The organism is Brucella sp. IR068 (assembly GCF_049065885.1).
In the GTDB taxonomy this organism is placed as follows: Bacteria; Pseudomonadota; Alphaproteobacteria; order Rhizobiales; family Rhizobiaceae; genus Brucella; species Brucella intermedia.
Window position 1 is genome coordinate 399,911 of the sequence record NZ_JBAKHE010000001.1, and the last position, 23,834, is coordinate 423,744.

Sequence of the window (23,834 nt, forward strand, 5' to 3'; positions counted from 1 at the left end):
GGCGGCGGGTCATGGGCGAAAACAGACTGCCGACGATCGACGTTGTCATCCCCAATTTCAACTATGGCCGCTATCTTTCCCTCTGCGCCAACAGCGTTCTGGGACAGACAGGCGTCAATGTCCGCCTGCTCATTATTGACAATGCCTCGACCGACAACAGCGTCGACGTGGCGAAGGGCCTTGCTGCCGGGGACAGCCGTGTGGAATTGCTTCTGCGCCGGAAGAACCGGGGGCCGCATGCTTCGTTCAACGAAGGCATAGACTGGGCCGCATCGGACTATTTCCTGATCCTGTGTTCGGATGACCTGCTGGCAGGCGGTGCGCTGGAAAGGGCGGCAGGTTTGCTTTCGCAACAGGAGGACGTTCATCTGGCGCACGGTGCGACCGGAAGGATGAAGGCCGATGACGGCGAGCCACCTCTGGCCGTTGCAGACACCGTGCCGGATGAATGGCGAATACGGTCCGGGGAAGAATTCATAGAATTTGCATGCCGGTATGCGATTAACCCGGTGATCGGTCCGACGGCGGTGGTGCGGACCGCGATCCAAAAACAGGCTGGATATTACCGCACGTCGCTATCCCATACGGACGATCTGGAGATGTGGCTGCGCATCGCCATGCGTGGATGCGTTGCATCGACGAACCGGATACAGGCTTTCGCGCGTTCGCATCCGCAGAACCAGTCGGCGGCGGTGAATGGCATCCTGAACTGGAATCGGGAATTCGAGGCCGGCTTCCGGTCCTTTTTCGAGCACGAAGGTGCCAGCCTGCCGCAACGGGACCGGTTGTTCGCGATGGTGCGGGATTGCCTGACCAAGCGCGCCTACTGGTCTGCGATCTCCAGTCTGGCGCGGCAGCCGAAAGTGGCGGGTTCGCTGATGGCGTTCGCGCTGAAGCGGGAGCCCTTACTGGCAGTCATGCCCCCGTTCGACTACCTGTTGAAACGATCCGCCTGGCGAAACGGACGGGGTGCATGACTGGGCCGCGCAATCAGCCTTCTGCGTTGTCGGATCGAGAAAAAGGGCGCGAAGGATTTCTTCCTGTCCGGCCAGCCGGCTTCGATAGCGCTCCACGCCCGCCTCGACTTGTCTGGTCAATGCCGTTCGCTCCGCAAAGGCAAAATCGATCTGGGAGAGAATGGTTTCGGGGTCGAAACTATCGATCCGGTGGCAGAATGCCGAAAGCCCGGTATCGTGCAGCAAGGCATCGTTCTTGCTCGCATAAGCGAGTGAAATTGCCGGACGCCCCATGGCAAGGGCTGAGACGATATTGTGGTAGCGGCTGGCGACCACGATGTCGGTCCTTGCGATCTGCTGCATGAGGTCGTGCAGGGATGCGGAGGGTTCAAATATCACCTTGCCCGCTTCCGCCGGGCCAAGCTGCTCCAGTATATCGCGCGCCGCTTCCATGTCGCCCTTGTCGCCGATCAGCAGCCGGACCTGCCGTCCGTCACCAAGAAGTCTTTTTGCAAGTGTGGTCATTTTGGCGAGGTAATCGGCGTAAACGGCATCCCCGTCACTGCTCTTCTTCTTCCACCCGCGATAGGACATTACACCGATGCCGACACATTGATCCCTTTCGTCCTGTCGTCCATCGGGAGCCGTCGGCAGCGCGAAGGCGATATCAGCACTGACGAAATCGCCGGAAGGGGCAACGCCGAGCTGCTTCATGAAGTCGTGCGAAACCTGATCCCGGTAGGAGCGGAAAGCGGCAAGCGTCGAGGCCCAGCGAACGAAGCGCCGGCTCAATGGATGACTGACGGGCCCGGCGCCGATCGACACAAAAATCATGCGCGTGCCGGTGAGCCTCGCTGCGAGAGACCACCGCAGCACCGCGAAAGGCCAGCCGAACGGGTTCTCGTTGAAGTCGTCCAGAATGCCCGTTCCCGGCACGACGATGAGGTCGAGCTGGGAAGCGAGTAGCAGCGCGCAGCAGAAGCCGACTGCTCTGCGCGGAACATGCAGCATGGCCTTGTTGACGGCGCGCAGCAGCCAGTTGGACGGGTAGGGCTGAGAGACCGGACGGGCCGTAAGATCGAACTTCTGCGCAACGATGTCGGGTCTGGAACAGATACAGACAAGTTGAGCGCCGGGGCAATTGCGTTTCAAAAGCTGCAACATGGCCTCCAGCGAACCGTCATTGCCGGTATTGCCGGAACCAAACTGCCCGAAAAGTCCAATTCTCATACGCGTGTCTCCCGCTACAGCTAGAAGCTAATGCCGGACGCGCTGTCGGGAAAACTGGCAGAAGGGTGAACACCATCCTCTATTGTAGGAGGGCATGTACCCCTCATAGCCGAAATGCGCAGCGTTGCGATTTCGATACACTGGCCTGCGGTATATCCATTGCCCCCCGATATACCGGAGTAAGGCTTCGAGGGAGTTGTTCCCTCGAAGTCTTCTCTCCCTTGCAAGGTGGGCAACAAGGTTCTGGCCATGAAATGTGCTTACTTTGTCCGTCCTCACATCGGCGGGACCTATTCGGTCTTCACGCGGCTGCGTTCGTCGCTCGGCCAGTCCGGGATCGAGCTTCGCTGGCTTGCGGCGGGCGCTGCTGGCGATACGGTCAACGTGCCAAGCGGGCAGGGGCTTGAGGATGCGCTGCGCAAGGGCGATGCGATCGACCGCATGGGGCTGCTGGATGAAGAAACCCGCGCCCGGCACATGATCGGCTTTCTGCGCGACAATCGCTTCGACGCCGTTTTCGTCAATGTTCTCGCGAACCGTTTTGAAACCAATCTGGTGCGCTATCTGCCTGCCGATATCCTGCGCGTCATGATCGTGCACAACATCACGCCCGGCACCTATGCGGCGGCAAGGGCGATCCGCGATCATGTCCATGCGACGGTTGGCGTTTCAAAGCGCTGCCGCGATGACCTCGTCCGCCAGCACGGCTTCGATGCCGCCCGGACTCTGGTCATCCCGCACGGTTTGAACCGGGATATTCATCTGGCGCGCAATGTGACGAAGCAGGACGAAAGCGGGCCGCTGCGCCTGCTTTATCTCGGGCGCATCGAGGACAACTCCAAGGGCATTTTCTGGCTGCCGAACATATTGCGCGAGCTCAACTGCCCCTATCACCTGACAGTCGCCGGTGACGGCCCCGATCTGGCGGAACTGCGCCGCCGTCTGGCGCCGTTTGGCGATAACGTCAGCTTTACCGGCTGGGTTGCGCCTTCCGATGTTCCGTGGCGGGTCAGCCAGCATGACGTGCTGGTCATGCCCTCGCGCTTCGAAGGGTTCGGCCTCACGCTCATCGAGGCGATGAGCCAGGGTTGCCCTGCGGTTGTATCGAGGATCGCCGGCGTGACGGATACCATCGTCACCGATGGCGAGGACGGGCTCTTGTTCCGCGTCGGCGATTTTCGCCAGGCGGCACGCCATATCGAACGGCTTGCCAGTGACCGGAAACTGCTTGCGGGCATGGCCACCGCCGCCCGGCAGAAGGTGGAAACGGTGTTCGACAATGATGTTGTCGGGCGCGCCTATGCGGGCCTGCTCGAACATCTGGCGGCGGAACGCCCTGCCATCGCCCCGCCGCTGGCGCTTTCGCAATGGGCGATGCCGAACGCGCTTCATTCCAGCCTGCGCAGCCGCCTGCCGAAGCCCGTGAAGAACTGGCTGCGCCAGATGCGCGAGCGCCTGCATGCGGGATGGTCGGCAGCATGACCTGTGAATAGAAAGGAGAAGGGCATGAACCTTTTCACACCGCAGTTCCGCAATTCGCAATTGCTCGCCAGCAAGGCGCATGCGCTTATTCCCGGCGGCTGTCACACCTATGCCAAGGGCGACGACCAGTATCCGGTTCTGGCGCCCGGCTTCATCCAGCGCGGCTCCGGCTCGCATGTCTTCGATGTCGACGGCCATGAATATATCGAATACGGCATGGGCAATCGCGCCGTCGGGCTCGGTCATGCCTATCCGCCAGTCGTCCGCGCGGTGCGCGATGCCTTGCAGGATGGATGCAATTTCACACGCCCGAGCGCTATCGAGGTCGAATGCGCGGAAAGCTTTCTCGAGCTGATCGACAGCGCGGACATGGTGAAATTCTGCAAGGACGGGTCCGATGCGACTTCAGGCGCGGTGCGGTTGGCGCGCGCCTATACCGGGCGCGACATGGTTGCCTGCTGCGCCGATCATCCATTCCTCTCGACCGATGACTGGTTTATCGGAACCACGAAAATGAATGCGGGCATTCCCGCATCGGTCTCGGCCCTGACGGCGACTTTCCGCTACAACGACATCGCAAGCGTGCAGGCCGTGTTCGACGATTATCCGGGGCGGATCGCCGCCATTATCCTGGAGCCCGCCAAGGCCGATGAGCCGCAGGACAATTTCCTGCACGAAGCAAGGCGCATCGCCCATGAAAACGGGGCCCTGTTCATTCTGGACGAGATGATTACCGGCTTTCGCTGGCATATGCGCGGGGCGCAGAAGCTTTACGATGTCGAACCCGATCTTTCCTGTTTCGGCAAGGCGCTGGGTAACGGGTTTGCCATTTCGGCGCTCGCGGGCAAGGCGGAATATATGCAGCTTGGCGGTCTGATCCAGACGGATCACCCCCGTGTGTTCCTGCTTTCCACCACCCATGGCGCGGAAACCCATGCAATGGCGGCGGCGATTGCCACGATGACGATCTATCGCGACGAACCGGTGATCGAAAGGCTCTATGAGCAGGGTTCCAAACTGGCGGCGGGCGTGAATGCGGCGATTGCCGCCCACGGACTTCAGAACCATGTTCGCCTGTTCGGGCGTCCGTGCTGCCTTGCCTATGGAACGCTCGATGAAGCGGGCCAGTCGTCGCAGGCTTTCCGCACGCTGTTCCTTCAGGAGACGATCCGGCGCGGCGTGCTGATGCCGTCGCTGGTCGTCAGCTACACCCATAGCGACACCGACATTGCGCGCACGGTGGATGCAATCGACGGTGCGCTCGGCATTTATGTTCGCGCCCTCAATGACGGGGTAGGTTCCTATCTGACCGGGCGTCCCTCGCAGGTGGTCTATCGCCGCTTCAACGAAGCGCCGACCTATCCGCCCGCGATGCGATGAAGCGCCTCGCGGCGGTTCTGATCGCCACGATCCTGCTGTCTATGGCGGCAGGGTCGTCCCATGCGGCTGGCCAGTTTCCGATCAGGGTCGCTGAGGACGGACGTATTTTCGAGGATGCGATGGGCAAGCCCTTCCTGTTGCAGGGCGATACGGCATGGTCGCTGATCGCCGAATTGAAACGGGAAGACGTCGAAATCTATCTTCAGGATCGCAGGAAGCGCGGCTTCAACGCCATTCTGGTCAATCTTCTCGAACACCGGTTTTCCAGCCATCCGCCTGCCAATGCCTATGGAGAGAAGCCCTTCGAGGGCGATGCGTTCGGTGAGCTCAATCCGAGATATTTCGACCATGCCGCCTGGGTGATCGGGCGGGCGGAGCAACTGGGAATGGCTGTCTTTCTGGCGCCCGCCTATCTGGGCGTCAACGGCAACAGTCAGGGCTGGTTTTCCAAGGTTCAGGCTGCGGGACCGGCGAAAATGCGGGGCTATGGCGAAGCGATTGCCCGGCGATTTGCCGGATTTCACAATATCGTCTGGGTTCTGGGCGGTGATTTCAATGCGCCGGATCGCCAGCTCGTCTCTGATCTGGCCGAGGGCATAGCGCTGGTTTCCCCCAATGCGCTCCAGACGATACATTCCGGCCGCAACACCGATACGGCGGAACTCTGGGCCGACCAGCCATGGCTGAGCCTCGATACGGTTTATACCTATGACGATGTTCATGCGGCGATTTCTGCCCGGCGGCAAGCGGGCAGGATGCCCGTCATCCTGCTGGAAGGCGCCTATGAGTTCGAGCGCGAAGCCACGGCGCGCATGATCCGCCGCAATGCCTATGGCGCGCTTCTGGCCGGTGCCGCCGGACAGTTCTTCGGCAATAACCCGATCTGGCATTTCACCGGCCCCGGTATCTTCAACGCTGACCGCAGCTGGCAGGAAGCGCTCGGCAGCCCCGGCGCGCGATCGATGACCGTGATGAAGAAACTGTTCGACAGGCTGCCATGGCCGCATTTGCAACCTGATCGTGAAAAGCGGATCGCATTGAAGCCGGAAAGCTACGCCTCGTCCCTGCCTGATGGCACGCTGTCGGTCATCTATGGCGACGCCGACGGCTTTGCGGTGGCAAAGCAAGCGGTCGGGCAAGGCAGGAAGGCAATCTGGTTCGATCCGGTTTCCGGCATGTTCGCGGATGCGGGCCCGCCGAAGATCGAGGGAACGGTTGCGACCTATATGCCCGCGCAGGCAAAAAACGCGGGCGGGGGAACCGACTGGCTTTTGCTGATCGGCAGCACCGAGCGCCTGCGCTGCATCCGAAAGGAGTAGGCGATACGCCCTTTTCCCCCTTTCATAAACGCTTGTCCTAACCGGACATGCCTTCGGTCAAGTCGTCGCTCCCGCCCTCCATCGCTAACATGCATTTATCAAAGCTTGAGGAGTCGGACATGAAGGTACTGGTTACGGGCAATCAGGGCTATATCGGGTCGGTCATGGTGCCGGTCCTGATAAATGCGGGGCATGAAGTGTCTGGCTATGACATTGGCCTTTACGAACATTGCCATTTTGAAGAAGGCGGCGCGGTGATGAATGTGCCGACCATTCGCAAGGACGTGCGCGATGTGTCGCCGCGCGATCTCGAGGGGTTCGATGCGGTCATTCATCTTGCAGCACTTTCCAACGATCCGCTCGGCAATCTCAATGAGGAACTGACCTACGACATCAATCACCGGGCGAGCGTCGCCATGGCCAAAGCTGCCAAGCGCGCCGGTGTGGGGCGTTTTCTGTTTGCCTCATCCTGCAGCAATTACGGCATCAGCGATGCCGACCTGATCGATGAAACCGGCGACCTGAAGCCGGTAACGGCCTATGGCCGGTCCAAGGTGCGGGCGGAACAGGAAATCCGGGAACTCGCCGATGCAAGCTTCTGCCCGGTCTATCTGCGGCCCGCGACCGCCTACGGCGTTTCGCCCTTCCTGCGCTTCGATATCGTGCTCAACAATCTGGTGGCATGGGCGGTGACGAAGGGACTGATCTATCTCAAGTCCGACGGCACGCCCTGGCGTCCCATCGTCCATATTCGCGATATTTCCCGCGCCTTCATGGTGGCGATGGAAGCCCCGCGCGAGAAAGTCTGGAATGAGGCTTTCAATGTCGGCTCGACCGAGCACAATTACCGCATCCGCGATATTGCGGGGATCGTTGCCGAGAATGTCCCCGATTGCCGCATCGAATATGCGGATGATGCGGGGCCGGATACGCGCTCCTATCGCGTCAGTTTTGAAAAGTTGGCGCGGGTGCTGCCGGAAGCCAAGCCGGAATGGGATGCCGTTGCCGGCACGCGTGAACTGCTTGCAGCCTATAGCCGCTCGACCCTCACGCTTGAGGAGTTCGAGGGGCCACGGTTCCAGCGCATCGCCCATATCCGCAAGCTGATAGCCGAAGGCGTGCTGGATGCCGATCTGCGGCGTGTCGAAGAACAGTCGCAACCTCTGCGGGCCACGGCATGATGGATACGGGGGCGGGCAGAAGCACCGAATGGGCCGTTCCACCGCCAACGGACGGAACGGCCATATACGAACTTGCTGCCCGCCTTTATCCGCTTTGCCGCAGTCTGGCGGGCGACGGCGTGCGCGAGACGCTCGCCATCATCGGCGAAAATCTGCCGCTGACGGTCCATCAGGTGCCGAGCGGCACGCCGCTTTACGACTGGAAAGCGCCGCAGGAATGGATCATTCGTGAGGCCTATATCGCGGATACGAGCGGCAATCGCATCGTCGATTTCGCCCGGCACAATCTGCATGTGGTGAATTTCAGCGTGGGCGTGCGGGCGCGAATGCCGCTCGGTGCGCTGAAGGCGCATATTCATACGCTGCCCGACCAGCCGGACCTCATTCCCTACCGTACCTGTTATCATGCGGAGGGATGGGGTTTCTGCATGGCGCATATTGAATTTCTGGTGATGCAGGATGGCGATTATGACGTTGTGATCGACGCGGAGCGGCGCGACGGCTTTCTGACCTTCGGCGAGTTCATTCACCGGGGAGAGACCGACGAGACGTTTATCCTGTCAGCCCATCTCTGCCATCCGTCGCTCGCCAATGACAATTGCTCCGGACTGGCGCTGCTGGCCCACCTCGGCGAAGTGCTGCAATCAAGGCGCACGCGCCTGACCTATCGCCTGCTTTTCGGTCCGGCGACTTTCGGCGCGCTTGCATGGCTTCAACAGAACGAGGCGCATCTGGGATTGGTGCGGCATGGGCTGGTCCTGTCCTGCGTCGGCGATGCGGGCGGGCCGAACTACAAGCGCAGCCGTCGCGGCGATGCCGAGATCGATCGGATCATGGGCCATGTGCTTGCCGGCCGCGCCGATGCGGCGCTCCATGATTTCTGGCCCTATGGCTATGACGAGCGCCAGTTCTGTTCGCCGGGATTCGATCTACCGGTCGGCATGTTCCAGCGCAGCCTTTATGGCACTTTTCCCGAATACCACACATCGGCCGACAATCTCGATTTCATCAAACCCGAATATCTCGATCAATCTTTCAACTTGGTCATGCAGGCCATTGAAATCGCTGAACGAAACTGGCGTCCAGTAAACCTTTCTCCAAAGGGAGAACCGCAGCTTGGAAGGCGCGGGCTTTATGGAAGCACGGGCGGCGACAGCCGTGCCGCACAAAACGCAATGGCGCTGTTATGGGTGCTCAATCTGGCGGATGGCGAGCATTCCATCCTCGATATGGCAGAGCGGGCGAAATTGCCCTTCGCAACCCTTGCCGATGCGGCCGACCGGCTCCGCGATGCGGGTTTGCTGGCGGCGACCTAAAGCAGCGGCCACGCCAGATCCTTGTCGGAAATGACGCTCGGCCTGTTGGGCCAGGGAATGCCCAATGAAGGATCATCATAGCGCAAACCTGTTGCATAATCAGGCGCATAGGGCTTCGAGATCATGTATCGCACGAGCACATCAGGCGTCAGGGTCTGGAAACCGTGCGCGCAGCCTTCCGGAATATAGAGCTGCACGCCGTTTTCCGCTGAAAGCTCCACGCCGGTCCAGCGCCGATAGGTTGGCGAATGCGGACGCAGATCGACAAGAACGTCCCAGATCACGCCTTGCAGGCAGGTGACGAGCTTTGTCTCCGAGTGCGGCTCGCTCTGATAATGCAGGCCGCGCAACGTTCCTTCCTCGCGGGAAAAGGAGAGGCTGTGCTGCGGAAAATGCGTTTCCATCTGGCGCTCGGCGAAGGCGCCTTCGCAAAAGACGCGTGCAAACCAGCCGCGCTCGTCCTCAAGCCTTTCAGGCTCGATGGACCAGGCGCCGTCAATATTGAGCGAAGTGAAACGCATGTCGTGCCCCGATTTGTGCAAGCGTCATTCTGCCAGCGGGTATTTCGGGCGATAGGACCTTCTTCGACGCATTTGGCAGGCTTGCGGATGAGCCGACCCTGCCCGAAAGAGGTACGCGCCTACGCCCCCATCGCCATTGGGCGAAGATCGGGTATCTACGCTTCATAGTCCATCCGGTGAATGTTGCGCCCGATCGTATGTACGGCTCGCCCCTGATGACAGTCTCGGCAATTTTTAGACCGCTTAGTAGTTTTGGCTATCCGACGCGGATCGGAATTCAACCCTACAGAAGACCCGGCCATATAGGTTTAAAAGGCGAGGAATGACGTATGACCATCCAGACGCCGGATATTTCGCGGAGCACGAGCATGGCGCAAGAGCAGACCGGCTGTCGGCTGTGCGGTAAACTACTCAAGCATAGCTTTGTCGACCTCGGTATGTCGCCGCCTTGTGAAAGCTTCATCACCGCGGATCGCCTGGACCGTATGGAGCCATACTACCCGCTCTATGCGCTCGTCTGCGATCATTGCTATCTGGTGCAGCTGAAGGAGTATTTCTCGCCTGCCGAGATATTCACCGAATATGCCTATTTCTCATCCTTTGCCACAAGCTGGGTCAGCCATGCGAAGACCTATTGCGACGAGATCACCGAGCGGCTGGGGTTGAATGAAAACAGCTTCGTGGTCGAGATCGCCAGCAATGACGGCTATCTGCTGCAGCATTTTCTGCCGAAGGGCATCCCGATCCTTGGCATCGAACCGGCGGCCAATGTGGCCGAAACGGCAATCGCCAAGGGCGTGCCGACGCGCGTGGATTTCTTCGGCTCGACGCTTGCCGCCGAACTGGTCGGCGCAGGACGCAAGGCCGACCTCCTGATCGGTAACAATGTTCTGGCGCAAGTGCCTGATCTCAATGACTTTGTTCGTGGCCTGCAACTGCTGTTGAAGCCGGAAGGTGTGATCACGCTGGAGTTTCCGCATCTCGCCAACCTGATCGAGCAGAACCAGTTCGACACCATCTATCACGAGCATTTCTCGTATTTCTCGCTGCTGACGATCCGCTTCATGGCGCATCGCCACCACCTCAAGGTCATCGACGTGGAGGAACTGCCGACCCATGGCGGGTCGCTGCGGGTGTATCTTGCGCATAACAGCAGCAAGCGGAAGGCGGGACCGCGTGTCGCGGCACTCCTGAAGCGCGAAGAGAGTTTCGGCCTCAACGAGATTTCGACCTATGAGCAGTTCGCCGAAAAGACCCGGCGTACCAAGCGCGATCTCCTGTCCTTCCTGATCGCCGCCAAGAATGCGGGCAAGCGCATCTGCGGCTATGGCGCGCCGGGCAAGGGCAACACGCTGTTGAACTATTGCGGCATCGGCACGGATTTCCTGGATTTCACGGTGGATCGAAACCCGTACAAGCATGGCCGTTTCACGCCCGGCATGCACATTCCGATCTATGATGTATCGGCAATCGACAAGTACCGGCCCGATTACATCCTCATCCTGCCGTGGAACTTCAAGGATGAGATCATCCGGCAAATGCAGCACGTGGTCGAATGGGGGGCGAAGTTCATCATTCCCATTCCGCACGTCACGTTGATTGATCCGGCACTACTCACTGAGGAGCGGTAATCATGAAAGTCGTTCTGTTCTGCGGCGGTCTTGGAACCAGAATTCGCGAATATTCGGAGAATATACCGAAGCCGATGATCCCGCTCGGCCATCAGCCGATCCTGCATCACGTCATGGAATATTACGGCGATTACGGGCACAACGAATTCGTTCTGTGCCTCGGCTACAAGGCCAATGTCGTGAAGGATTTCTTCCTGACCATCCGCCCACAGACCTTTGCGGACTGTGTGGTTTCCGATGGCGGGCGCAATGTGCAACTGCTTGAGGAAGTGGATCGCGACTGGAGTGTCACGCTGCTCGATACCGGCATATGGCGCAATATCGGCGAAAGACTGTGGAGCGCCCGGTCGCATGTGGCGAACGAGGACATGTTCCTCGCCAATTACAGCGATGGTCTCAGCGATGTAGACCTCGACGACATGACGGAACGCTTCCGTGCCAGCGGCAAGATCGCCTGTTTTCTCGCCGTCCGTCCGCCGCTGACCTATCACCTTGCCGATATTGCCGAAGGCGGCGACGTGCGTGCTTTCCGGACGTCGAACACTTCGGACATCTGGATCAATGGCGGCTACTTCCTCTTCCGCAAGGAGATCTTCGACTATATGCGCGAGGGTGAGGAACTGGTGCTGGAGCCGTTTGGCCGCCTGATCGCGGAAAACCAGCTGATGGCCTATAAATATGAGGGCTTCTGGCGCTCCATGGATACGCTGCGCGACTGGCAGACGCTTGAGGATATGGTGGAGAAGGGCGACATGCCCTGGAAGAGGCACAAGGCGGAAGAGGCCAGGCGCCGCGCCACCAATGTCGCGATAGCGCTATGATCGACCTGCGTTCGCTCGCAAATCACAGCCGCCCGCTGCAATTGCTTTGTCTGGGCGCGCATTCGGACGATATCGAGATCGGCTGCGGCGGCACGCTTCTCAGCCTGATCGAGAGCGGCGCGCCGCTGCATGTGGAATGGTGCGTGCTTTCGGGAAATGAGGAAAGGCGGGCGGAGGCGGAAGCTTCAGCCCGCGATTTTCTGCGTGGGATAGACAGTTTCAACATTCATCTCGCCTCTTTCGAGGATAGCTACTTTCCCGCGCAGGGCCGCGAAATCAAGCAATGGCTGATCGAACAGCGCGGGCGAAGGGTGCCGGACATGGTGTTCACCCATCGCCATGGCGACGCTCATCAGGATCACCGGACGGTCAATGAACTGACATGGAACCTGTTTCGGGATCAGGTGATCCTCGAATATGAAATTCCGAAATGGGATGGCGATCTGGGCCAGCCCAACGCCTATTCGGCGCTACCGGTCGCAATCATGGATCGCAAGATCGAACTGTTGATGAAGCACTTCGGCACCCAGCGCTCCAAGGATTGGTTCGACTCCGAAACATTTCGCGGTCTGGCGCGGCTGCGCGGCATGGAATGCCGTGCGCCCGAGACTTATGCCGAGGCTTTTCATGCCAGAAAGCTGCGGTTGTTCTAGTTTGCAATCGGCTCCGCATTGGTGTCGACACGGACGACCACCGACATGCCCGGCGCCAGACGTGCTGCATCCGGCTGATCTTCGTCGATGGCGATGCGAACGGAAAGGCGTTGCGTGATCTTTGTGAAGTTGCCGGTGGCGTTATCGGATTTGATCACGCTGAACTCTGAACCGGCGGCAGGCGCGAAGGCTTCGATACGCCCGGTCAGCTTCGCATGGCGCAGCGCATCGACGGTGAACGTGACCGGCTGGCCGACCTTCATGCCGTAGAGCTGTGTTTCCTTGAAATTGGCCATCACCCATTTGGACTTCGGCACGACGGAGACGAGCTGCGTTCCCGCTGTCACATATTGCCCAAGCCGCACGCCCACTTCGCCGAGCGTGCCGTCACGCGGGGCGATGATATGAGTGTTCTGAAGGTCGATCCGCGCCAGCTCGACAGTTGCTTCCGCATTGGCGATATCGGCATTGAGGCTGTCGCGATTGACGATGATGGATTGCAGGTCCTGTTGCGCGACGGCCAGCGCGGCTTCCGCTTCCTCCACTGCGGCCTGTGCCTGAAGCAGACTGCCATGCGCCGTGTCGGCGGAGCTTTGCGTGGTCACGCCGCGCGGCAGCAATGCCTCGACGCGCTTGGCATTGGCTTCGGCAACCTCAAGTGCTGCCTTGGCGCCGGAAATCTGCGCCTGCCGCGACTGGATCGTCGCTTCCGCCGAGCGCTGGCTCTGTTCCGAATTGGCGAGCGCTGCCTTCTTGCTGTTGAGCGCGGCCAGCGCCTGATCCAGCTTCTGCTGATAGCTGCGGCTGTCGATCTCGAAAAGGAGGTCGCCCTGCTTCACGGACTGATAGTCGTTCACATTGACCTTGGTGACATAGCCGGCGACCTGCGGGCTGATAACGGTCACCTGACCGCGGACATAGGCATTGTCGGTCGTCTCGACGCTGTGCTTGAACGGCGGCAACTGCCACGCCCACAGTACCATCAGGACACCTGCAAGGCCGATGATGAGGGCGAGACCGCCGCGAATATACTGTTTTCCAACTAACATCTTCATTACTCGTCGATTTAACCAGCCATCGTCGCACTATGGCGGCGGGCCTGCATGTTTTCATAGAGGCGATAGGCGATCAGGCATGCGAGCGAGAGGACCGCAATGACGGAGATCGCGAGAAAGGCATCGTTATAGGACAGCACCGTCGCCTCCTTGGTGACCTGTTGCCCGAGAAGCGCCAGCCCTTCGGCCCTGGTCAGTCCCTGATCGGCCAGAACCTTCGCATAGGTGCCGGATAGCGCCTGAACGCGCTGGGCGACTATCGGGTTGGACATGACCAGTTGCTCCACCAGATAGGCGGAATGGTATTTCTCCCGGATCGTGATGAACGTGCTGAATACGGCAGAACCGATAAGCCCGCCGATATTCTGCGTGAAAAGGAAGATGACGATGAAACTCGTCATGTAGGTCGGTCCCTGTTTGAGGGCCTTGGTAATGCCCGCAAGCATGGCCGGAGGCAGGAACAGGGCGCCGCCGAAGGCGATCAGGCCCTGGCTGAGATAGGCGTTGTGCGGGCGGGTAAGGTTGGTCGCATGGCTGTCCAGAAAGGCGCCGACCGCGATGAAAACCAATGCCAGCCCGAAGATGAACGATACACGTTCCAGCTTCATCCAAATGCCGCAGGCAATGCCGCCCGCCAGCGAAGCGGCGAGAATGACGAGATAAAGCCCGCGGCTCTGGCCGTCCTGCAGGCCGAATGCCTGAAAGAGACCGACCGCGCCCGTCGTCTGCTCGGCAAGCACGATGCGGAATATGAAGAGGATCAGCGTGAAGCGCAGGATTTCCGGCGAGAACAGCCAGTGCAGGTTCATCAGCGGCTGCTCGCGGTTGAGCTCGAGCGCGGCGGCGCAGGCCAGCGCCGCTATCGAGATCGCAAGGCATATGCCGATCCACGGCGCTTCAAACCACCAGTAATTCTTTCCCTGAACCAGAACCACCGCGAGAAGGCCGAAGCCGATGGCAATCAGCCCATAGGCGACGAAATCCAGCCAGTGCAGCACCTTGGCGCGCGGGGCCTGTGTCATCGGCAGAATATAGACCACGGCGAAGGCGGCGAGCGACAGGCCGATCTCGACCATATAGAGCTGCTGCCATTGCCCGATGTCGAACAGCAACGGCGAGATGACGCGCGCCAGCGGGCCTGCCGCAGCCGAACAGGTGAGCGCGAGGCTGAGGCCCCACGTCATCTTCTTGGGCGGAGGAAAGGCTTCGAGCATGTAGAGAAAGCCGATCGTCGAAACCGGTGCCGCAGCCGCACCCGCGATGAAGCGGATCGGGATCGCCGACCAGATGTCATAGACGAGCAGATGCAAGAGCGAGGACACCAGAAAGACGGCGATGGCGATTTCCGCGAAGCGGCGCAGGCCGAACTGCGTGCGGATCTTGACGAGAAGGATCGTCAGGCTGGCATAGGGAGCCATATAGGCCGCGATCAGCCATGAAGTTTCCGTCAGCGTTGCGCCGAGTGACCCCTGTATCTGCTGCGTATTGGCAGAAATGAAATACATGCTGAGACCGCGTGTCGACCACATGAGGATGGACGCTGCAATATAGATGGCCGAAATGTAAACCGGCATATGCGGAGCGGGCGGTGCCGCAGCCGGTTGCGCTGCCGGGGGTGTCTGGTCTGATTGATTGGCTTTGTTTTCTTCCGACATGGTTCTAGCGGTCTTTATCCGCGAGCGTCGTCTCTACCGTCTGGCTGATTTCCCGAAGCACCGATAACGCGGCTTCCAGCGTGGGCCTGTCGATGCGCTGCAAAAGCTCCGACCGGATGCTGCGGGTGATTTCCTGCAACTCGCGCACCTGTGCCTGCGCTTCGTCGGTCAGTTCGATCCGTTTCGCGCGGCGGTCGCCTTCGACTGCGGCACGATAGATCAAACCCTGCTTCTCAAGGCCATCCAGAAGGCGCACCACCGATGGGTGCTCGATTTCCAGCGCATCCGCCAGCTCGCGCTGGTTCCAGTCGCGCTCCTGGGCCAGAAGCAGGAGCACGCGGGCGCGCGCCAGCGTCAGCCCGCGTTCGCGAACACGGGAATCGAACAGGTTGCGCATTTTGCGCGCGGCCGTGGACAGCTCCATGGTGAAGGCCGCTTCGAGATCGAGTTTTGATTGAGACATTGTATAGCTATCTATTATATGTGTAGCTATACATAATAATTTATTGCCTGCTAATCAATGCCGCGTGTGCCCCTGCAAAGCACGGAACTGAAAAAAATCTGCGCCTGCGGGAATAAATCGCGGTTGCCGATTGTCTTACCTCCATATCGCATGTCGCGATTGGAACCCTGTGAGGCAAATCATGAAAACGTTTGGTTTTATGTCCGTACTGGCAATTGCAGCAGTCGCGGCGTCCGCTGCTGTCGCAGCGCCATCCGTCAAGACGATGGAAAGCTCGAAGGGGCAGGTCCTGGCAGGCGCCAAGGACATGACGCTTTATACTTTCGACAAGGATAGCAAGGGCGAATCCAGCTGCTATGATACCTGTGCGAAAAACTGGCCGCCCTTCAAGGCGATGAAGGGGGCGAAGGCTTCAGGCGCATATACGCTGGTCAAGCGCAAGGATGGCAGCGAGCAATGGGCAAAGGATGGAATGCCGCTCTATTACTGGGTGAAGGACAAGAAGCCCGGCGATGTGACCGGAGACGGCGTTAATGGGGTCTGGCACGTCGCAAAGCCATGAGGCTGATGTGAGCCATCCCGCTCCGGAAACTTTCGAGGGCCAGCTTCTGGCCCTCCTGCCGGTCATGCGGCGCTATTCGCGCAGCCTTGCAAAGTCCGATGCGGAAGGCGAGGACCTGCTGCAGGACTGTGTGGCCAAGGCACTGGCCCGTCGCGGCCAGTGGCGCGGCCTCAACCTGCGTGGGTGGATACTCACGATGATGACCAACCTCTATCGCAACGGCTATAAAAGCCGCGCGCGCACCCGGCACGAAACGCTGGACGCCGCCGAGAATGTCAGCGTTGCGGCTTCCGAAACCGATCCGTTCCAGTTGCAGCAGCTGGAAGAGGCGATAAACACCCTGCTGGAAGATAACCGCGCGGTGCTGATGCTCATCGTCGTCGAAGGCTACAGCTATGGCGAGGCGGCGGAAATGCTGGGCATACCAGTAGGAACCGTCATGTCCCGGCTGTCGCGAGCGCGCAATCGCCTTGCCGAACATATGAACGGCTCAAATATCGTAACGCTTCGGAGAAACCGATGACAGCCTCCAATTCTCCCATAACCGAAGCGGAACTGCTTGCCTTTGTCGACGGACAATTGTCCGAAGAAGAGCATATGCGCATTGCCGGGCTTCTTGATGAAAACCCCGAACAGGCGGCGCTGGCCGACGAATGGCGCAGGCAGAACGAGGGGATCAGGCACTTATTTTCCCGCTATGCCGAGCCCCGGAACGAAGACGCCGGAATGATCCGGCAGGCGGAAACGCGCCAGTCGCGAACCTATCACGGAGCCGTTGCTGCTGCCGTTCTGGCGGCCTTGCTGATCGGCGGTGCGGGCGGCTTTGCAGGTTCGCGCCTGCTTTCGGAAAATGCGCCGCAACTCGCCAGCGTGCAGACCCTGCCGGAGCAGGCTCAGGCGGCCTATCTCATCTATGCCAGCGAAGTGCGGCATCCGGTCGAGGTCTTTTCCAACGAAGAAGCACATCTGGCGGCATGGCTTGGCAAAAGGCTCGACATAGCCGACCTTCGGCTACCCGATCTCCGCTCCCTCGGCTTTCAGCTTGTCGGCGGACGCCTCTTGCCGGTCGGGGGCAAGGCTGGCGCTTTCTTCTTGTATGAAGACGAGACGGGAAAGCGGCTTTCGGTGATCGTCGGGCGCAATCCGGATAACCGCGATACGAGTTTTCGCTTCGCTTCGAGCGACGGCGTCGAAACCTTCTACTGGATCGACAAAGATCTCGGTTATGCGGTGAGCGGCGAGATATCGCGGGACCGGCTGCGGCAGGTGGCGGAAGAATGCTATCGCCAGTTTCCGAGCTAAACCGCCTTTATCGATAGTCGCTGAAAGCCTGCACCATCGCCTCTCTGGTGCTGCCGCTGGCGATCAGCGCGGCAAGCAGTATGCGGGCCTGACCGGGACGAAGCGTGCTCGCATGGATGGCGCCCGCTTCGCCAAGATCATATCCGCCGCCGCCGCCGCCATAGCCGGGGACCAGCAGGCCTTCCGGCACGCGGCTTGAAACCACGACCGGGATATTGCGGCGGGTACACTCGCGGACGGCTTCGACAATGCAAGGCGTGGCGTTGCCCGAACCGAGCGCCGCAAGCACGACGCCGCTTGCACCGGCTGCAATGCTCGCTTCAATATGGAGGGCGTCGCAGCCCGGATAGATGGCAATCAGGTCGACGCGGCGATCGCCGACCGGGGCAGGGAACACCGGGCTCTGGACGATGAGCGGACGGGCGGAGCGGAAGGCATCGCCATTGTCGCTGCTGAATTTATAGGCTCCCCACGCCGGGATGATGCGTCCGCCGAAGGCGATCTGGACGCCTTTTTCCGCATTGGACGGATCGCTGGCAAGGCGAATGGCGGCGGCGATGTTTTCCGGGCCGTCCGCGTCGGGGTGGTCGGCGGTAAATTGCGCGCCGGTAAAAATCACCGGCTTGCCGATGCGACACTGCAACTGCACCAGCAGCGCGGTTTCTTCCATCGCGTCGGTTCCGTGCAGGACGATGATGCCATCGACCGCGCCATCCTCGAGTTCGGCTTCGACGGCACTGCTGATACGTTGCATGTCTGAAAGGGTGAGGCTCGCGGAATCCTTGGTCATCAGATTGACGGCGCGAAGCTTTGCTTCCGCACCCGGCACCAGTCCCATGAGGTCTCCACCCGACAGGACCGGCGTGCTTGCTCCATTTTCCCCACGCTTGCTGGCGATGGTCCCGCCAGTGGTAATCAGCGCTATGGACGGCGTTGCAAGCGTCATATTTCCGAATCCTCTTATTTATCAGGAACGCTGGCGTCTACAGCACGTTCGGCGGCAAGTCGATGGATGCGTTCCCGCATCATATACCAGCCGACGATGAGGGCCGGGCCGATAATAGCCAGCGAAGCGATCGTCCAGGTGCCCACCGGATAATCGAGCGCCATCAGGACGAGCACGCCCAGCAGAAATGCCAGCGTGAGGATACCGGTATAGGGCGCTCCGAACATGCGGAAATCCGGACGCGCGATTTCACCAAGGCGCGCGAGATGCCAAAGCTTGAGCTGGCAAAGGATGATGACGCCCCATGCCGTGATGATGCCGAGCGCGGAAAGATTGAGCGCGATTTCAAACGCTTCCGCAGGCACGACAGCATTGAGAATGACGCCGATCACGGTGACGACGGCGGTGACGGCAATGCCCATATAGGGAACGCCGTTCTTGTTCATTCTGGCCAAAGACGCCGGTGCAGAGCCGGATATCGCCATGGAATGCAGGATGCGGCCCGTGGAATAGAGACCGGCATTCAGCGACGACAGAACCGCTGTCAGGACCACGAGGTTCATGATGATATCCGCCCCCTCGACGCCGATCTTGCCGAAGAAGGTGACGAAGGGGCTCTCGCCTGCGGAATAGGCCGTATAGGGGAGAAGCAGCGACAGCAGCAGGACCGAACCCACATAAAAGACCAGCAGGCGGAACACGACGGTGCGGATTGCGCGGGGCATGACCTTGCGCGGGTCTTCGGTTTCTCCAGCCGTGGTGCCCAGCAACTCGATGGACGCATAGGCGAAAACGACGCCCTGTATGATGATGAAGGCCGGCAATATGCCGTTCGGGAACAGGCCTCCGCTGTTCGGGATGATGCTGAAACCCGCCGGATGGCCATCAATCGGCGTTCCGGTCACGACGAAATAAATGCCGACCACCAGAAACGTCACGAGCGCGATGACCTTGACGAGGCTGAACCAGAATTCCAGTTCGCCAAACACCTTGACCGACATGAGGTTCATCGACAGCACGATGACAAGCGCCGTCAGCGCGAATATCCATTGGTCGATGCCTTGCAGCCAAGGCACATAGTGCTTGAAGAAATTCATGTAGAGCGCAACCGCCGTCACGTCGGCGACCGAGGTCATGGCCCAGTTGAGCCAGTACATCCAGCCTGCCACGAAAGCCAGCTTCTCGCCGTAGAACTCGCGGGCATAGGAGACGAAGGAGCCGGAGCTGGGGCGATGCATGATGAGTTCGCCCAGGGCGCGCAGCACCAGAAACGCAAAGAACCCGCACAGGGCATAGACGAAGACGAGAGCCGGGCCCGCCAGCGCCAGACGTCCGCCAGCGCCGAGAAACAGCCCGGTTCCGATTGCGCCGCCGATGGCGATCATCTGGATCTGCCTCGGTCGCAGGGCCTTGTGATAGCCGCGTTCCTCTTCGACGAACACTTCGCGTGGGGCCGGGACGGCTTTCATGGTTTCAGTCGGCATTGCTCCTCCCTGAGAGCGCGGTTTGCGGGGACGGCCATGGGGCGTGCAAGGCCACTTAGGGCACGCCGCCAGCCATTCAATGAGGGACGGATTTCATCCCGTTTGATGGGGTATTCTGTAAAGCTGCATGACAGGTTTTGGGCGGTTTTAACGCATATCGCAGAACGCGCGTCAAGTATCGCGCGCCAACTGACGAGCTTCGCTTGTGTCGCTTGAACTATGTTGGCGGTGAAAAATTCAGCCGGAAGAACGCTTTATCGGCATTTGCTAAAATGGCACGAAAGCAGCGTTCCGGTCCGGTTCGGCACCAAGGCAGGTGGCGACCCTGTGGAAATATCAGCTGACCTCATCCCTGCCGATGATGGTGGTTACCGCCGTCTTGACCTTGCTCAGATGCGCTTCCATGGCGGTGCGGGCTTCAGCTTCCGATCCCGCCTCGATGGCTTCCGCGATACGGCGATGCTCGACATTCGATGCTTCGCGGCGGCCCGTCATGAAGTTGACGAGTTCGGATTGCTGGATCAGCGCTTCACGCGCATCCGCCACGATCTTGGTAAAGACCGAATTTCCGGAGGCTTCGGCAATGGCGCAATGAAATTCGGAATCGAGCAGCTCCCACTTCTGGAGGTCGGTCTGGCGGTCCATCTTGTCGCAGAGTTCGAGCAGACGGGCGAGCTGCCCGGCGTCGCGGCGCTTTGCTGCCCAGCCAGCCGCAGGGACTTCGATGAAGGGGCGCGCTTCGATCAGATCGCGGGCCGAATAGCTGCCGTAATTCAGTTCGCTTGCGGGAGAAGCATTCAGGACATAGGTGCCGCTGCCTGTCCGCGTATGGGTAAGGCCGAGCGTCTGCAGGGACCGCAACGCTTCTCGCACGATGGGGCGGCTGACGCCGAACCGGCCAGCCAGTTGCGTTTCGGAGGGGAGGCGGGTGCCGACCGCAAGACGGCCGGATGTAATGGCGGAACGAATATCGTCGAATACGACTTCTGCCGCATTCTTGCGCGTAACCGGATGGGTGTCCGATAGCCAATCGGCCAGTTCGCTCATGTCCGCACCTCCGTCGATCGCCTTGCTCCTGTCAAGCAGCTAGGCAATTTCCAGAAGGATATCAATCCCGAACCGGTTACGAAAGGCCATCCAGGCAGACACAAATGCCCTGCGGTCCGGCTGGATCGCAGGGGCTCTGTCTGGACAATATCAGGCAGCGGTTGCTGCTGTGTTCAACTTGTTGGCCGACAGGATGCTGATAAACGCAGCCCCGTAGGCCGTGAGCGGCGCCATCTTTGCAAGTGCGCTCGCAATGGCGTCGTGGTGGCTCAATTCTTCCTCGGAATCGTGGCGGAAGGAAACGCAGACAGTCTCACCATCTTCACCGATGAATTCGACCTGATAGGAATTTTCCTTGCCGCATCTTTTGACCAGAGCATCGACGATTTGCATGCAATAATTCTCCTTCCGAGCCGCATGAACGCGCCGTGGAGGATATGGTTCCATAAAATTTTATCTTTTTGCCTGCCGTCATTTCCGCCGGGAGAGACGGGCTGCACCCAACGCCGCTGCAAAGGCAAGGGCGAGCATGACGAAGGTGAACTCAGCGACCGCGGACCATCCGTCGGCAGTCCAGAAATAGCCGCCCGCTGCCCCGGCAACGCTGGAACCCAGATAATAGGCCAGCAGATAGAGCGATGAGGCATGACCCTTGGTCTGGAGCGCCAGCCTTCCAACCAGCGCACTGGCGACCGAATGGCTGACGAAGAAGCCGACGGTGACAAGGATGATACCGGCGACGATGACGGGGAGCGGCGCAAACAGGGTCAGAAGACAGCCCGCGGCCTGGATGGCAAGGCCGATGGGAAGAACCGTGAAATAGCCAAGCCTGTCACCCATTCTGCCAGCAAGCCAGGAGGCTGCGATGCCGAAGAGATAGACCGTGAAAATAGCGCCAAGCGCCGTCTGGCTAAGGCTATAGGGCGCGGCAACGAGGCGGAAACCGATATAGTTATAGATGGTGACGAACGAACCCATCACCAGAAACCCGATGGCGAAGAGCAGCGGCAGCGCCGGGTTGCGGATGTGGCCGAGCCATGCGCCGAGGTGGAATCGTGCGTTGAAGCCGGGACGCGCAATGAAGTTCTGCGATGGGGGCAGAAGGAAGAGAAAACCGATCGATGCAGCCAGTCCAAGCAGGCCCATGCCCGCGAGCCCGACACGCCAGGAGAAATATTCGGCAAGCGTTCCGGCAATGACGCGGCCTGCCATGCCCCCGAAAGCATTTCCGGCAATATAGAGCCCCATCGATGCGCCAAGGCCGCGAGGGTCGATTTCTTCCGCAAGATAGGTCATGGCGACTGCCGGAACGCCGCCCAGCAACAAGCCCTGCAATGCGCGAATGGCGAGCAGCATATGCCAGTCCGGCACAATCGCGCTGGCTATCGTGCAGAGCGCGGAGCCGAGAAGCGAGACGAACATCAGCGTCCTGCGTCCGAAGCGCTCGGATATGGCGGCGGCACAGAAAATTGCGAAGGCGAGAAAGCCTGTCGAAACGGAAAGCGACAGCGAACTGGCCGCAGGCGTGATATTGAAATCATGCGCGAAAAGCGGCATCAGCGGCTGGACGCAGTAGAGCAGCGAGAAGGTTGCAAATCCTGACAGGAACAGCGCGATGCTCGCATTGCGAAACGCTGGGGTTCCCTTGGTGAGATAATGTCTTTGTTCGGACGCAGCGGGAGCTGAAACGAGCTTGAGCTGGCTTTCCGGTGTTCTTACGCTGTCGAGGCTGCGTTCTGCGAGGCGTGACATGACTTTGCCTTTTCAAATCCTCCCGCTTTTCGATCTAGTCAAAGCCGTTCCATTTGTCCAATATATGGAAGTGACGATTTTAATAGCTTTTGGATATGGCGATGGAACTGCGTCATCTACGGTATTTTCTGGCGGTGGCCGAAGAGGGTAATTTTACCCGAGCGGCTGCCAAGCTCGGGATCGGCCAGCCGCCGCTCAGCCAGCAGATACGTGATCTCGAAAACGAGATTGGCGTGGCGCTGTTTCACCGCGTACCGCACGGCGCAGAATTGACGGCGGCAGGTACGGCGTTTCTGGACGAAGCCAAGGCTTCCCTTGCCGCCGCCGAGAAGGCGAGGCTTGCGGCGCAAGGTGCCGCGCGCGGAGAGACAGGAAGGCTTGCATTGGGCTTCACCGCATCATCCGCGTTCAATCCGGTGGTGAGCGGTACGATCCGAAAGTTTCGTGCCAGATGGCCCGAAGTCCGGCTGACCCTGACCGAGATGAACAGCCATCTCCTGATGCAGAGCCTGATGCGGGGCGAGGTAGACGCAGCTTTTATCCGACCCGGTCTCGAAAACCCCAAGGATGTGCGCGTGAAGCGGCTGGCCGACGAGCCGATGATGATCGCCCTGCCAAGCCATCATCCGCTTGCGGTTCATCCTGAGCTCCCGATTTCAGCCCTGGCAAACGAGGCATTCGTGCTTTTCCCACGCATAGTGGGGCTAAGCCTTTATGACGATGTGGTCGAGGCCTGCCGGAAGGCAGGCTTTGAAATGATCGTGGCGCAGGAAGCGCCACAGATGCCGTCCGTCGTCAATCTGGTCGCAGCCGATCTCGGCGTCTCGATCGTTCCCGCCGCCATTGCGCAGATCAAACTGGCCGGTGTCACTTACAGGCCGATCAAGGGGGAGCCGCTTCTGGCACGGCTGGGCCTGGTTTCGATGAAGAATAACCGGTCTCCGCTGATCGACAATCTGATAAGCCTGTTGCCGGATCAATGATCCCCATGGTTCGGACTGAGCAGAGTGGAGTCCGGGCGGCGTTGACCGTCACCATCTGGCATGTATGATGGCCAGAGCGGCGAGATGCCTGGGAG

General features: G+C 59.8%; 23 protein-coding genes. 13 read left to right on the forward strand and 10 right to left on the reverse strand.

What is annotated here, in order from left to right:
- The first annotated feature begins 11 nt into the window (after positions 1 to 11).
- Positions 12 to 977, forward strand: a complete 966-nt coding sequence (locus tag ACOWVS_RS01890) for a glycosyltransferase (protein WP_075041503.1) — start codon at positions 12 to 14, stop codon at positions 975 to 977.
- Here the strand turns inward: ACOWVS_RS01890 and ACOWVS_RS01895 are convergent.
- Positions 906 to 2,186, reverse strand: coding sequence for a polysaccharide pyruvyl transferase family protein (locus ACOWVS_RS01895; protein ID WP_075041502.1), 1,281 nt, complete (start codon positions 2,184 to 2,186; stop codon positions 906 to 908). The two genes, ACOWVS_RS01890 and ACOWVS_RS01895, sit on opposite strands and share 72 nt — an antisense overlap.
- A gap of 249 nt (positions 2,187 to 2,435) precedes the next feature.
- On the opposite strand from ACOWVS_RS01895, the gene ACOWVS_RS01900 reads away from it, so the two are divergent.
- From ACOWVS_RS01900 to ACOWVS_RS01920, 5 genes are all read left to right on the forward strand, one after another.
- A complete protein-coding gene (locus tag ACOWVS_RS01900; protein ID WP_075041579.1) occupies positions 2,436 to 3,668 on the forward strand; it encodes a glycosyltransferase family 4 protein in 1,233 nt (410 codons plus the stop codon).
- A gap of 24 nt (positions 3,669 to 3,692) precedes the next feature.
- Positions 3,693 to 5,048, forward strand: a complete 1,356-nt coding sequence (locus ACOWVS_RS01905) for a glutamate-1-semialdehyde 2,1-aminomutase (RefSeq protein ID WP_075041501.1) — start codon at positions 3,693 to 3,695, stop codon at positions 5,046 to 5,048.
- Positions 5,045 to 6,367 carry a DUF4038 domain-containing protein gene (locus tag ACOWVS_RS01910; protein WP_075041500.1) on the forward strand — a complete coding sequence of 441 codons (1,323 nt, stop codon included), beginning with the start codon at positions 5,045 to 5,047 and terminating at the stop codon, positions 6,365 to 6,367. Before ACOWVS_RS01905 ends, ACOWVS_RS01910 begins: the two co-directional genes overlap by 4 nt.
- A 119-nt stretch (positions 6,368 to 6,486) precedes the next feature.
- Positions 6,487 to 7,548, forward strand: coding sequence for an NAD-dependent epimerase/dehydratase family protein (locus tag ACOWVS_RS01915; RefSeq protein ID WP_075041499.1), 1,062 nt, complete (start codon positions 6,487 to 6,489; stop codon positions 7,546 to 7,548).
- Entirely contained in the window at positions 7,545 to 8,864 is a 1,320-nt protein-coding gene (locus ACOWVS_RS01920) for a DUF4910 domain-containing protein (protein WP_075041498.1), read from the forward strand. Before ACOWVS_RS01915 ends, ACOWVS_RS01920 begins: the two co-directional genes overlap by 4 nt.
- Here ACOWVS_RS01920 and rfbC read toward each other — a convergent pair.
- A complete protein-coding gene (gene rfbC, locus ACOWVS_RS01925; protein ID WP_075041497.1) occupies positions 8,861 to 9,385 on the reverse strand; it encodes a dTDP-4-dehydrorhamnose 3,5-epimerase in 525 nt (174 codons plus the stop codon). The two genes, ACOWVS_RS01920 and rfbC, sit on opposite strands and share 4 nt — an antisense overlap.
- Positions 9,386 to 9,714: 329 nt before the next feature.
- Here rfbC and ACOWVS_RS01930 point away from each other — a divergent pair, with 329 nt between their 5' ends.
- From ACOWVS_RS01930 to ACOWVS_RS01940, 3 genes are read left to right on the forward strand one after another with little or no spacing between them, the layout of a single operon-like run.
- The gene (locus ACOWVS_RS01930; protein WP_021585523.1) at positions 9,715 to 11,016 is read left to right on the forward strand and encodes a class I SAM-dependent methyltransferase; all 1,302 of its coding nucleotides are present in this window, start codon (positions 9,715 to 9,717) and stop codon (positions 11,014 to 11,016) included.
- A 2-nt stretch (positions 11,017 to 11,018) separates the two neighbouring features.
- Positions 11,019 to 11,837 (forward strand): sugar phosphate nucleotidyltransferase, encoded by an 819-nt coding sequence (locus ACOWVS_RS01935; RefSeq protein ID WP_063620463.1) that lies wholly within the window; start codon positions 11,019 to 11,021, stop codon positions 11,835 to 11,837.
- Positions 11,834 to 12,490 carry a PIG-L deacetylase family protein gene (locus ACOWVS_RS01940; RefSeq protein WP_075041496.1) on the forward strand — a complete coding sequence of 219 codons (657 nt, stop codon included), beginning with the start codon at positions 11,834 to 11,836 and terminating at the stop codon, positions 12,488 to 12,490. Before ACOWVS_RS01935 ends, ACOWVS_RS01940 begins: the two co-directional genes overlap by 4 nt.
- Here the strand turns inward: ACOWVS_RS01940 and ACOWVS_RS01945 are convergent.
- Genes ACOWVS_RS01945 through ACOWVS_RS01955 form a run of 3 tightly spaced genes read right to left on the reverse strand, consistent with a single transcriptional unit; the run spans position 12,487 to position 15,663 of the window.
- Positions 12,487 to 13,539, reverse strand: coding sequence for an HlyD family secretion protein (locus ACOWVS_RS01945; RefSeq protein ID WP_006470344.1), 1,053 nt, complete (start codon positions 13,537 to 13,539; stop codon positions 12,487 to 12,489). The two genes, ACOWVS_RS01940 and ACOWVS_RS01945, sit on opposite strands and share 4 nt — an antisense overlap.
- Positions 13,540 to 13,556: 17 nt before the next feature.
- Positions 13,557 to 15,200, reverse strand: a complete 1,644-nt coding sequence (locus ACOWVS_RS01950) for an MFS transporter (RefSeq protein ID WP_075041495.1) — start codon at positions 15,198 to 15,200, stop codon at positions 13,557 to 13,559.
- 4 nt (positions 15,201 to 15,204) lie between these two features.
- On the reverse strand, positions 15,205 to 15,663 hold the full coding sequence (locus ACOWVS_RS01955) for a MarR family winged helix-turn-helix transcriptional regulator (RefSeq protein ID WP_075041494.1): 459 nt from the start codon (positions 15,661 to 15,663) through the stop codon (positions 15,205 to 15,207).
- A gap of 181 nt (positions 15,664 to 15,844) precedes the next feature.
- On the opposite strand from ACOWVS_RS01955, the gene ACOWVS_RS01960 reads away from it, so the two are divergent.
- The 3 genes from ACOWVS_RS01960 to ACOWVS_RS01970 are packed head-to-tail and all read left to right on the forward strand — an operon-like array spanning position 15,845 to position 17,527.
- Positions 15,845 to 16,225, forward strand: a complete 381-nt coding sequence (locus tag ACOWVS_RS01960) for a hypothetical protein (protein ID WP_063620460.1) — start codon at positions 15,845 to 15,847, stop codon at positions 16,223 to 16,225.
- Positions 16,197 to 16,748 (forward strand): RNA polymerase sigma factor, encoded by a 552-nt coding sequence (locus tag ACOWVS_RS01965; protein ID WP_075041493.1) that lies wholly within the window; start codon positions 16,197 to 16,199, stop codon positions 16,746 to 16,748. The genes ACOWVS_RS01960 and ACOWVS_RS01965 overlap by 29 nt, the downstream gene beginning before the upstream one ends.
- The gene (locus ACOWVS_RS01970; RefSeq protein WP_075041492.1) at positions 16,745 to 17,527 is read left to right on the forward strand and encodes an anti-sigma factor family protein; all 783 of its coding nucleotides are present in this window, start codon (positions 16,745 to 16,747) and stop codon (positions 17,525 to 17,527) included. Before ACOWVS_RS01965 ends, ACOWVS_RS01970 begins: the two co-directional genes overlap by 4 nt.
- A gap of 7 nt (positions 17,528 to 17,534) precedes the next feature.
- On the opposite strand, the gene ACOWVS_RS01975 is transcribed toward ACOWVS_RS01970, so the two are convergent.
- The 5 genes from ACOWVS_RS01975 to ACOWVS_RS01995 all read right to left on the reverse strand — a co-directional run bounded on the left by ACOWVS_RS01975 (position 17,535) and on the right by ACOWVS_RS01995 (position 22,756).
- The gene (locus ACOWVS_RS01975; RefSeq protein WP_075041491.1) at positions 17,535 to 18,473 is read right to left on the reverse strand and encodes an asparaginase; all 939 of its coding nucleotides are present in this window, start codon (positions 18,471 to 18,473) and stop codon (positions 17,535 to 17,537) included.
- 14 nt (positions 18,474 to 18,487) lie between these two features.
- A complete protein-coding gene (locus tag ACOWVS_RS01980) occupies positions 18,488 to 19,957 on the reverse strand; it encodes an amino acid permease (RefSeq protein WP_075041490.1) in 1,470 nt (489 codons plus the stop codon).
- A gap of 336 nt (positions 19,958 to 20,293) precedes the next feature.
- Positions 20,294 to 21,004, reverse strand: a complete 711-nt coding sequence (locus ACOWVS_RS01985; RefSeq protein WP_075041489.1) for a FadR/GntR family transcriptional regulator — start codon at positions 21,002 to 21,004, stop codon at positions 20,294 to 20,296.
- Between the two features lie 150 nt (positions 21,005 to 21,154).
- Positions 21,155 to 21,397, reverse strand: a complete 243-nt coding sequence (locus ACOWVS_RS01990) for a hypothetical protein (RefSeq protein WP_010658600.1) — start codon at positions 21,395 to 21,397, stop codon at positions 21,155 to 21,157.
- A 78-nt stretch (positions 21,398 to 21,475) separates the two neighbouring features.
- A complete protein-coding gene (locus ACOWVS_RS01995; RefSeq protein ID WP_075041487.1) occupies positions 21,476 to 22,756 on the reverse strand; it encodes an MFS transporter in 1,281 nt (426 codons plus the stop codon).
- Between the two features lie 101 nt (positions 22,757 to 22,857).
- Between ACOWVS_RS01995 and ACOWVS_RS02000 the strand changes: the two genes are divergently transcribed.
- Positions 22,858 to 23,739, forward strand: coding sequence for a LysR family transcriptional regulator (locus ACOWVS_RS02000; RefSeq protein WP_075041578.1), 882 nt, complete (start codon positions 22,858 to 22,860; stop codon positions 23,737 to 23,739).
- Positions 23,740 to 23,834 lie beyond the last annotated feature (95 nt).

Excerpts from the sequence above, each read along its gene's own strand:
- ACOWVS_RS01890 (WP_075041503.1), top strand. The coding sequence starts at position 12 with ATGGGCGAAAACAGACTGCCGACGATCGACGTTGTCATCCCCAATTTC.
- ACOWVS_RS01895 (WP_075041502.1), bottom strand. The coding sequence starts at position 2,186 with ATGAGAATTGGACTTTTCGGGCAGTTTGGTTCCGGCAATACCGGCAAT.
- ACOWVS_RS01900 (WP_075041579.1), top strand. The coding sequence starts at position 2,436 with ATGAAATGTGCTTACTTTGTCCGTCCTCACATCGGCGGGACCTATTCG.
- ACOWVS_RS01905 (WP_075041501.1), top strand. The coding sequence starts at position 3,693 with ATGAACCTTTTCACACCGCAGTTCCGCAATTCGCAATTGCTCGCCAGC.
- ACOWVS_RS01910 (WP_075041500.1), top strand. The coding sequence starts at position 5,045 with ATGAAGCGCCTCGCGGCGGTTCTGATCGCCACGATCCTGCTGTCTATG.
- ACOWVS_RS01915 (WP_075041499.1), top strand. The coding sequence starts at position 6,487 with ATGAAGGTACTGGTTACGGGCAATCAGGGCTATATCGGGTCGGTCATG.
- ACOWVS_RS01920 (WP_075041498.1), top strand. The coding sequence starts at position 7,545 with ATGATGGATACGGGGGCGGGCAGAAGCACCGAATGGGCCGTTCCACCG.
- rfbC (WP_075041497.1), bottom strand. The coding sequence starts at position 9,385 with ATGCGTTTCACTTCGCTCAATATTGACGGCGCCTGGTCCATCGAGCCT.
- ACOWVS_RS01930 (WP_021585523.1), top strand. The coding sequence starts at position 9,715 with ATGACCATCCAGACGCCGGATATTTCGCGGAGCACGAGCATGGCGCAA.
- ACOWVS_RS01935 (WP_063620463.1), top strand. The coding sequence starts at position 11,019 with ATGAAAGTCGTTCTGTTCTGCGGCGGTCTTGGAACCAGAATTCGCGAA.
- ACOWVS_RS01940 (WP_075041496.1), top strand. The coding sequence starts at position 11,834 with ATGATCGACCTGCGTTCGCTCGCAAATCACAGCCGCCCGCTGCAATTG.
- ACOWVS_RS01945 (WP_006470344.1), bottom strand. The coding sequence starts at position 13,539 with ATGTTAGTTGGAAAACAGTATATTCGCGGCGGTCTCGCCCTCATCATC.
- ACOWVS_RS01950 (WP_075041495.1), bottom strand. The coding sequence starts at position 15,200 with ATGTCGGAAGAAAACAAAGCCAATCAATCAGACCAGACACCCCCGGCA.
- ACOWVS_RS01955 (WP_075041494.1), bottom strand. The coding sequence starts at position 15,663 with ATGTCTCAATCAAAACTCGATCTCGAAGCGGCCTTCACCATGGAGCTG.
- ACOWVS_RS01960 (WP_063620460.1), top strand. The coding sequence starts at position 15,845 with ATGAAAACGTTTGGTTTTATGTCCGTACTGGCAATTGCAGCAGTCGCG.
- ACOWVS_RS01965 (WP_075041493.1), top strand. The coding sequence starts at position 16,197 with ATGGGGTCTGGCACGTCGCAAAGCCATGAGGCTGATGTGAGCCATCCC.
- ACOWVS_RS01970 (WP_075041492.1), top strand. The coding sequence starts at position 16,745 with ATGACAGCCTCCAATTCTCCCATAACCGAAGCGGAACTGCTTGCCTTT.
- ACOWVS_RS01975 (WP_075041491.1), bottom strand. The coding sequence starts at position 18,473 with ATGACGCTTGCAACGCCGTCCATAGCGCTGATTACCACTGGCGGGACC.
- ACOWVS_RS01980 (WP_075041490.1), bottom strand. The coding sequence starts at position 19,957 with ATGCCGACTGAAACCATGAAAGCCGTCCCGGCCCCACGCGAAGTGTTC.
- ACOWVS_RS01985 (WP_075041489.1), bottom strand. The coding sequence starts at position 21,004 with ATGAGCGAACTGGCCGATTGGCTATCGGACACCCATCCGGTTACGCGC.
- ACOWVS_RS01990 (WP_010658600.1), bottom strand. The coding sequence starts at position 21,397 with ATGCAAATCGTCGATGCTCTGGTCAAAAGATGCGGCAAGGAAAATTCC.
- ACOWVS_RS01995 (WP_075041487.1), bottom strand. The coding sequence starts at position 22,756 with ATGTCACGCCTCGCAGAACGCAGCCTCGACAGCGTAAGAACACCGGAA.
- ACOWVS_RS02000 (WP_075041578.1), top strand. The coding sequence starts at position 22,858 with ATGGAACTGCGTCATCTACGGTATTTTCTGGCGGTGGCCGAAGAGGGT.